Below are 8,732 nucleotides of genomic sequence, written 5' to 3' on the forward strand. Positions count from 1 at the left end.
GCAGTCGAAGTGGAAGACGGAGAGCGGCAGATCGCGCTCGGCCATGCCGTCCACGAAGTGGTTGACGGTCGCTTCATCGTAATCCGTCGTAAAGGATGTCGTCAGCCATAATCCGAATGTCCAGGCTGGCGGAAGCGCAGGCTTGCCCGTCAGCTTCGTGTAGTTGTCCAGCACGTCCTTCGGCGTGGCGCCGCCGATAATGAAGTATTCCAGATATTCGCCTTCGACACTGAACTGAACTCTGGATACGTTTTCAGAAGCAATCTCATAAGATACCTTTTCCGGATGGTTAACGAACACGCCGTAGCCCTTGCTGGACAAATAAAACGGAATGTTTTTGTACGACTGCTCGCTGCTCGTGCCGCCGTCCTCATTCCAGATTTCCACCACTTGGCCGTTCTTTACAAACGGGGTGAAGCGTTCGCCGAGGCCGTAGATATACTCACCGACGCCCAGGTCAAGCTGCTCGCGGTAGTACGCTTTTTTATCCGGATCCTGGATATACGCAGGGGCTCTCCAGCCGCTGCCGGTAATCCGCTTGCCGGCATAGTTGAAATCGATGTTCCAGCCCTGCTTGCGGTTGACCTGCACGCTCAGCTGGCCGCTGGTCAGCACCGCGGTCTCTTCGTCCACCGAAATTTGCACGTCGGTATCGCTTGGGAACAATTCGAACGCAGGTCCTTTGTTTATTTTCCCTTTATGATGAAACAGCTTGACGCGGATCACATCCGGCATCGGGGAGCTGAAATCGGCCTTGAGTAGCGTACCGTTCAGCGTGTCGCCCTTGGTCGCAATGATTTTTGTCGCCGCGAAAACCGTCATGGAGTCGCTTGTATGGGTAATATCGCGGATGTCCGCAGGGTTTTGTACGTTGTAGCCTTCCCGGATCAACCAGTAACCGTCCGTGAATTTCATGTTTCGTCCCTCCTAGAGTTTATACTATAATAATATTGATCTAATGAAGAGATTTCTTACGTTATTTTGACCAAATATATTAATATATTGATATTTGCTAGGAATGGAAGTGACATCATATGAATCGAGAAACGCTCAGGGAGAACCGCGTGCACGGGCATCCTCTGTATCCCGTCAGCATCTACCCCAGGGTCGAGCAGCTCAACGGGCAGAGCATTCTGGACTGCCACTGGCATGACGAAATGGAATTTATCGTGCTGCATCAAGGCAGCGCCGTCTTTCAGCTCGATATGACGTATGTGGAGGTCCGCGCAGGCGAAGCATTATTCGTCAACAGCGGGGAAATTCACTCGGGGATGCTGGCCTCGGAAGAACCGTGCATCTTTTCAGCGGTCGTGTTCAGCGCCGATCTGCTCAGCAGCCCAGACTTTGACATCATTCAGGAGAAATATATCGATCCCTTGATGAAAAAAAGCTTGATGCCGCGACAGCACATCACCGGAAACTCGGAATGGGAAAAGGATATTTTGGACGCGCTCCACCGGATTATCCGCGAAAACGAAGCCAAAGTGCCGGCTTACGAGCTGTCGACGAAAGCGCATCTGCTCCGGATCTTCGCTTTGCTGTCGGCCCAGGCGCCGCTGGGTGAAAACAGCAAAAGCCGCCCCACCGGAAGCCATGACAAGGTGGAGCGGCTGAAGACCGCGCTTCATTATATACATGATCATTACGCCGAGCCGCTTAAGCTCAAAGAGCTGGCGGGACAGATCAACATGAGCGAAGGGCATTTCTGCCGCTTTTTCAAACAGATGACCCAGAAGAGCCCGGTGGAATACGTCAACCATTACCGGGTGCTCAAGGCGTGTAAGCTGCTGGAGAACACCGACAAAAAAATCGTCGAGGTCGCCATGGATGTCGGCTTTGACAACCTCAGCTACTTCATTACCGTCTTCAAGCATCATAAAGGCTGTACCCCGTCCAAATACCGGAAGCCGTTCGAGGAACAAGCTTACGTGCTGACGGAACCCGTGTGAACCCGCCGGATTTGGCGGGACTACCGGTCCATCCTGACTCTAGGCCAAAACGTATTTATCTTCCGCCACATCCGTGATGAAGCGGCTGGGCTCGCCCAGGCTGTATACATGGAGCTGGTGCATCGCCCGGGTACAGGCCGTATAGAACAGCTTCCGTTCGGACTCCCGGCTGTATTCGCCTTCCGACGCGTCATAGATGATGACCGCATCAAACTCGACCCCTTTTGCCAAGTAGGATGGAATGACCAGCGTCCCATTAGCGAAGGAAGGGGTCGTTTTCGTGATCTTTTTCAGCGGCAGGCGGTCCTTCAGCGCTTCGTAGACCGTCTCGGACTCCTCCGCCGTTTTGCAGATGATGGCCGTGTGCTCATAGCCTTTGGCGTTCAGCTCCATAATGTCCGTGACGATCCGGTCATGAAGCTCTTCCCGGTCCTGCTGAACCCGTACGAGCGGCTTCTCCCCGTTCCGGTTAAACGGCACGATCGCTTCCCCGCCCGGCATCATGCTCCGGGTAAAATCCACGATCTCATACGTCGAACGGTAGCTGCGGGTCAGCGAAATGACCTCCGTCTCTTCCGGGCCGTACAGCTCCTGCAGCGACGCCAAACTCCCGCCAAGCACACCGGTATGCGGGTAGATTCCCTGGTTCAGGTCGCCCAGCGCCGTCATGCGCGCCCGCGGGAACAGCCGTTTGAGGTATTCCAGCTGGAACGGTGAATAATCCTGAACTTCGTCGATGAACACGTGCCGGATCAGGCTGTTGACCTGAAAGCCTTTCATCAGCAGCCCGACCCAGCACCTCGGCCTCCGTCTCCAGCACGTGCTGGGTTTTCTCTTCGACCATCGCGCCAGAGATGTCGCTCATCTTGATGGCGAACGTTCCGCCGAAGCCGCAGCAGTCTTCCGCATAAGGGAGCGGAATCAACTCCATCCCCTGGACGCTGGCCATCAGCTGCATCGGTTCGTCTTTGATGCCGAGCAGCCGTGAGCCGTGGCAGGATGGGTGATAGGTAACTCTATGGGGAAAAACGGCCCCCACATCCGTCACGCCCAGCACCTGGACGAGAAATTGGGTGAACTCGTACGTCTTCTCCTTCAGCGCCAGCGCTTTTTCCTGAAGCTGAGGCTCATGTTCAAACAGCTTGGGGTAATAATGATGGATCATGCCGGTGCAGGAGCCCGAAGGGGCGATCACAAAATCGCTGTCGTCAAACGCTTCCAAAATCGTCCGCGCCGAGGCTCTGGCTTCATCCCAATAGCCGCTGTTAAAGGCCGGCTGGCCGCAGCAGGTCTGCACCTGCGGAAAATCGAGCCGGACGCCGTACCGCGCCAGCAGGCGGGCCATCGCTTCGCCGATAGGCGGAAACAGCGCGTCGCTGATGCAGGTAATGAATAGCGAAACCTTCACGGTGTAATACCTCCTTTGCGGTTAACCTTAAAAGTCTGGCAGAGCGCCGGCAGCGAGCCGGTGTCTGCCGTGTGTTATGGCAAGAGAGGGAGCGGCTCCCGCCAAACATGCCTGTTCAGCTGGTACCTGCTCCCTTCTATCAGTCCTGCAATCTGCGCCAGTTTCCCCTGTAAGACCGACTGCCTACCGGGTAAACGCCGCCGGTACGCCGCCGTCGATCGTCAGCATGCAACCGGTCGTCTTCTCCGACTTGGAGGAAGCGAAGTAGGCAATCCCTTCGGCCACGTCCTTCGGATAAATGTTGACCAGCAGCGTCGTTCTTTTGCGGTAATGCTCTTCCAGCTGATCCGGCTCGATGCCGTAGGCCGCGGCCCGCTCGTTCCGCCAGTTGGAGTTCCAGATGGCCGATCCCTGCAGGATCGCATCCGGTAAAATCGTGTTGACCCGGATGCCATATTCTCCGCCCTCAGCCGCGATGCAGCGGGCCAGGTGGGCTTCAAGCGCCTTGACGGAGCTGTAGGCCGTCACATTCTTGCCGGCATACACCGAATTTTTAGAGCCGACGAACACCATGCTGCCGCCGATCCCCTGCTCCTTCATCTGCTTGAACGCTTCTCTGGCTACCAGGAAGTAGCCCGTGCCGAGGACGTTCATGTTCAGATTCCATTCCTTCAGGGAGGTTTCGTCAAACGGACTCGAAGTGGCCAGCCCGGCATTGTTGACGATGATGTCCACGCCGCCATAGGTTAAAGCCGTTTCGGCCAAAGCGTCCCTGACCATGTCCTCCTGGGTTACGTCCATCTTGACAGCCTTAGCCCGGCCCTCGCCGTATTTGGCATTGATCTCGGAGGCCACCTGTTCGGCGCCTTCCAGGTTCAGGTCGGCCAGGACGACGTGAGCTCCCTCCGACACGAAGCGGCGCGCCGTTTCGCTGCCGATGCCGCCTGCGCCGCCGGTAATAAAGGCGACCTTGCGGGAGAACTCCGCTTCCGCCGGAGCCAGGGACAGCTTGTAAAGCTCAAGCGGCCAATATTCCACGTTGTAGGATTCGTTCTCGCTTAAGGATACGAATTGTCCCAAGGCCGTAGAACCTTTCATGACCGCGATCGCCCGGTGGTACAGAGCGCCGCTGACCCCCGCCATATCCAGGCTCTTGCCGGTGTTGACCATGCCGATCCCTGGAATGAGGATGACGCGCGGAGCCGCCTCGGACATGACATCGCCCTCATTTTTGTCCGTTCAAAATACGCCTTGTACTCTTCCTTATAGGCTTCGACGCCTTGACGTACCGCCGCTTTGAGGGAAACGGTATCACCGTTAGCCGGATCCCAGTCGATATACAGCGGAACCCGCTTCGTGTGTACCAGGTGATCCGGGCAGGCTGCTCCCACCTGGGAGAGCTCCTTCGCGTCACGGCTGTTGACGAACTGCAGCACGTCTTCGGCATCGTCGTAGGTGACGATCATTTTTTTGCTGTCGCTAACCGCGCCGCGGATCACAGGCAGCACTTCGGCCAGAAGGGCTTTGCGCTTCTCAGGCGCCAGCGCCTCCGTCTTTTGCCCGCCAAACACCTTCTCTTCCTGTACTTTTGCGGCAATATACGCTTCCGCTTTTTGGATCATGGCGATCGTCTGGTTGTAAGATTCCTCGGACGTCTGTCCCCATGTCACCAGACCGTGCTTCTCCATCAGCACCAGCTGGGCATTCGGATTGTTCCGGACGCCTTCGGCGATCATTTTGGACAGCGTAAACCCGGGACGGATGTACGGTACCCATACGAACGTATCCCCGTAGATTTCTTGGGCGATTTCTTTGCCGTTATCCGCGCAGCACAAGCTGATAATCGCATCCGGGTGGGTATGGTCGACGTGCGGATACGGAAGGAATGCATGCAGCAGCGTCTCGATCGACGCTCTCGGATGCTTGCTGTCGATCATGCAGTGGGACAGGTAAGCCACCATCTCCTCATCCGACATTTCATCACGCTCCATCAGCGGACGAATATCCTCAAGCCGCAGGCCGGTAAAATGCTGCGCTTTCATCGTCGCCAGGTCCGAACCGCTCCCTTTTACCCACATGACCTCCACATCACGGCCGCGAAAGTCCTGCTCCACCGTCTTCAGCGACGTGTTGCCACCGCCCCAGTTGCAGACACTGCGGTCGCTGCCGATCAGGTTGGACCGGTACACCAGCTGGTCTACGCCGGCTTTCTGCCGGGAAGCTTCATCGGAATTCCATCGATTTTGCACCATTATAAGGACAACCTCCAATAAGTTCTTTTGTTTTTGTTTGTTTTCATTTGTATTGGTTTGATTATAGCAGACCTTGTTTTGTTTTTATACCCCTTTTCATCTGAAAAACAAATAAAAACGCAGCAGATCCGAAAAATGCAAACATTTTCCGAACCTGCCGCGTTCATTGGGCCAGGCCTCATCCGTATTCATTTATTATTCTAAGATCCCCCTCAGCGGGCACCAACCCGTCTGCTCAACCCGATTCCGCGCCGCCCCTTACTTCGGGAGCTGCGGCCCGAATCCTCCGGCTTGCTGCTGTTTTCCTTCGGCTTCACGGCCAGCAGAGTCAGCAGAACGCCAATCGCCGCTACCACAGCCATCGTACCAAACAGAATCCAGTGGGTGCTCTTCATGAGCAGGGATACTACCGGAGGGCCGAGAGATACCCCGATATACCTCATGCTGCTGTATAGAGAAGTGATCGTTCCGCGCTGCTTTTCCTCAATCCCTTCGGTGATCAGTGCGTCCATGCAGGGAAGGGTGGTGCCGATGCCTGCTCCGCAGACCGAGAAAAAGATCAGGAGAAACGTAATCTGGCTGCTGAATCCGGCAATAACCAGTCCAGCAGTCAGCAGCGCCATCCCTGCAAAGCCGGTCCATTTCATACGCTTTTTGTTTTTGCCGATGACTTTCCCGGCGATAAACGAGCACAGACATAACACTGCCAGCGGAATCGCCAGCACGAGGCCTTTTACGATCCCGTGCATGCCGTATTTGCTTTCCAGCGTCTCGGATAAAAAAAACAGCACGCCGAACGTAATAAACATGCTGATCCCGCCAATGGCGAAAATGGCGTACAGCCATCGCCCTTTTTCACGCAAAATGTCCTTCGTGTCAGACAAAAATTCCTTGATTGACGTTTTGTTTTCGTTTTTCTTCTTAGGCGTTTTCACTAAAAAAGCGACCATGATCAGCGAAATGATGCAGAGAACGGGGATCGCGAGAAAAGGCAAAAACCAAACCAGCAGAGCCAGTGCGGATCCGAGAATCGGACTGACCACTTTGCCGAACGTATTCGAAGTTTCGATGAGCCCCAAGCTTTTGCTGACATCGTCTTCATCATCAAACATATCGCCTACAAGCGGGAGCACGATCGGAAAAGCCCCAGCTGCACCGATACCCTGCAGGAATCTGCCCGCAAGAATAATCCAGTAAGCGGTGGCTCCGTCCGTCCACCAGGCGGCTGCCCCCGATATCGCTCCTCCCGCCGCGGCAATAATCAAGCTGGGGATAATGACGGTTTTGCGTCCGAACCGGTCCGATAAATAACCCGCAATCGGAATCAGCACGATCGCCACAACGCCAAACACCGTGATCAGCATGCTAACCTGAAAGGCGTTGACGTGCAGCTTTTGCGATATCTCGGGCAAAATGGGAATTAACATGGAATTGCCAAGCGTCATAATAAGCGGTATCGAGGCAAGTGCCACCAGATCCCATTTTTTGTCTTCCATGACAAAACCACCTTTACGTTCGATGATAAATCATGTTCTATTGTGGTTCTTTTCAGTCACGGATATGCATGCGCTCCCAGTTCAGGCTTGGTAATTACATCCCCTCGATTCGGCTTAAAACACCGCTAATGCTCTGATCTCTAAAAAACCGGACCGCAGCCATCTGCGGTCCGGTTCTATCCCTAAGCTGCCTCAGCAGCCCGTTACTTTAATGTGATTGTGACGGAAGAAGCGCCGGCCGCAGGTGTAATGACTGCACCGTGTTCGCCGCTTGCCGCCGTGCCCTGATCTACAGACGCCACTTCGCCGATACCGCGGAGCACGAGCGTCCAAGGCTTGCCGGCCCCGGAGGCCTTCACTTCGATGATATTGCCGCTGCGGGATGCGGTTACACTGAGCTCTTGTTCGGCCAGCGTATTCACGACGTCGGCCTGCGCCGAAGCGCCGTCGCCGAGCTCGAACAGATGCAGCGAGACGCCGTCGGCATAATCATAGTCCGGTCTGCTGTCTTCTTTACCCACCGCAAGGAGGGTGTTCGGCTTAATCATCATCGGCAGGGTCATGTATCCGTGGTTCTCGCTGTACCACCGGTTACCTTCCAGCACCTCGCCTGTCAGATAGTTCGTCCACTTGCCTTCCGGCAGATAATATTGGACGTCGCCTTCTTTATTGAAGATCGGCGCCACCAGAATCGAATCGCCCAACATGTACTGCGTATCCAGCGTAAAGCAGGTCGGATCCTGCGGATACTCCAGCACCATGGCTCTCATCATCGGCACGCCGCGTTCCGTGGATTCCACCGCCGAGTTGTAGAGATAAGGCATGATGCTGCATTTCAGCTTCGTGAACTTGCGCACCACGTCGACCGCCTCTTCGTCAAACAGCCACGGCACCCGATACGATGTGCTGCCGTGCAGGCGGCTGTGGGACGAGAGCAGGCCGAACTGCACCCAGCGCTTGTAGATATCCGGCGGAGCCGTATTTTCGAAGCCGCTGATGTCATGGCTCCAGAAGCCGAAGCCGGACAGGCCGAGCGACAGGCCACCGCGGACCGTCTCCGCCATCGACTCGTACGTTGCGGAGCAGTCGCCGCCCCAGTGAACCGGGAACTGCTGGCCGCCGACCGTGGCCGAACGGGCGAACAAAGCGGCTTCCCCTTTACCCAGCTTGTCTTCCAGCACTTCAAATACCGCCTTGTTGTACAGGAAGGTGTAGTAGTTGTGCATTTTCACCGGATCGGATCCGTCGAAATAAACGACGTTGGTTGGAATTCTTTCGCCGAAGTCGGTTTTGAAGCAGTCGACGCCCTGGTCGATCAGCACTTCGAGCTTGCTCTTGTACCATTTCACCGCATCGGGATTCGTGAAGTCCACCAGACCCATGCCGGCCTGCCACAAATCCCACTGCCATACAGAACCGTCCGGCGTTTTCACTAGGTAACCGTTCTCCATGCCTTCATCGAACAGGTGCGATTTTTCCGCGATGTACGGGTTGATCCAGGCGCAGATCTTCAGCCCCTTGTCTTTCAGCCGTCTAAGCATGCCTTCCGGATCCGGGAACATGTCCTTGTCCCACTCAAAATCGCACCACTGGTATTCCTTCATCCAGAAGCAGTCGAAGTGGAAGA

General features: G+C 55.4%; 4 protein-coding genes and 3 pseudogenes. 1 reads left to right on the forward strand and 6 read right to left on the reverse strand.

Features of this window, described 5'->3' with window-relative positions; all coding sequences use genetic code 11:
- The coding region (locus CPT76_RS17245) for a TIM-barrel domain-containing protein (RefSeq protein WP_308737604.1) at nt 1-915 on the reverse strand (915 nt) is incomplete at its 3' end.
- Between the two features lie 119 nt (nt 916-1,034).
- Here CPT76_RS17245 and CPT76_RS17250 point away from each other — a divergent pair.
- Nucleotides 1,035-1,949: an AraC family transcriptional regulator gene (locus CPT76_RS17250; protein ID WP_105443715.1), complete on the forward strand. Its 915-nt coding sequence runs from the start codon at nt 1,035-1,037 to the stop codon at nt 1,947-1,949.
- A 39-nt stretch (nt 1,950-1,988) separates the two neighbouring features.
- Here the strand turns inward: CPT76_RS17250 and CPT76_RS17255 are convergent.
- The 5 genes and pseudogenes from CPT76_RS17255 to yicI all read right to left on the reverse strand — a co-directional run.
- A pseudogene (locus tag CPT76_RS17255) lies at nt 1,989-2,753 on the reverse strand (ATP-binding domain-containing protein); the annotation flags it as partial.
- Nucleotides 2,743-3,357: pseudogene (locus CPT76_RS17260) on the reverse strand ((Fe-S)-binding protein); the annotation flags it as partial. The pseudogenes CPT76_RS17260 and CPT76_RS17255, both read right to left, overlap by 11 nt.
- A 183-nt stretch (nt 3,358-3,540) precedes the next feature.
- A pseudogene (locus tag CPT76_RS17265) lies at nt 3,541-5,609 on the reverse strand (bifunctional aldolase/short-chain dehydrogenase).
- A gap of 212 nt (nt 5,610-5,821) precedes the next feature.
- A complete protein-coding gene (gene bcbE / locus CPT76_RS17270) occupies nt 5,822-7,105 on the reverse strand; it encodes a bacillibactin exporter BcbE (RefSeq protein ID WP_105443717.1) in 1,284 nt (427 codons plus the stop codon).
- 203 nt (nt 7,106-7,308) lie between these two features.
- The coding region (gene yicI, locus CPT76_RS17275; protein WP_105443718.1) for an alpha-xylosidase at nt 7,309-8,732 on the reverse strand (1,424 nt) is incomplete at its 5' end.

The sequence above is a fragment of the Paenibacillus sp. AR247 genome (assembly GCF_002968895.1).
Classification (GTDB): Bacteria; Bacillota; Bacilli; order Paenibacillales; family Paenibacillaceae; genus Paenibacillus_AQ; species Paenibacillus_AQ favisporus.

What these genes read in the sequence shown, in the direction of transcription:
- CPT76_RS17250 (WP_105443715.1), top strand. Translation starts at nt 1,035, where the DNA reads ATGAATCGAGAAACGCTCAGGGAGAACCGCGTGCACGGGCATCCTCTG.
- bcbE (WP_105443717.1), bottom strand. Translation starts at nt 7,105, where the DNA reads ATGGAAGACAAAAAATGGGATCTGGTGGCACTTGCCTCGATACCGCTT.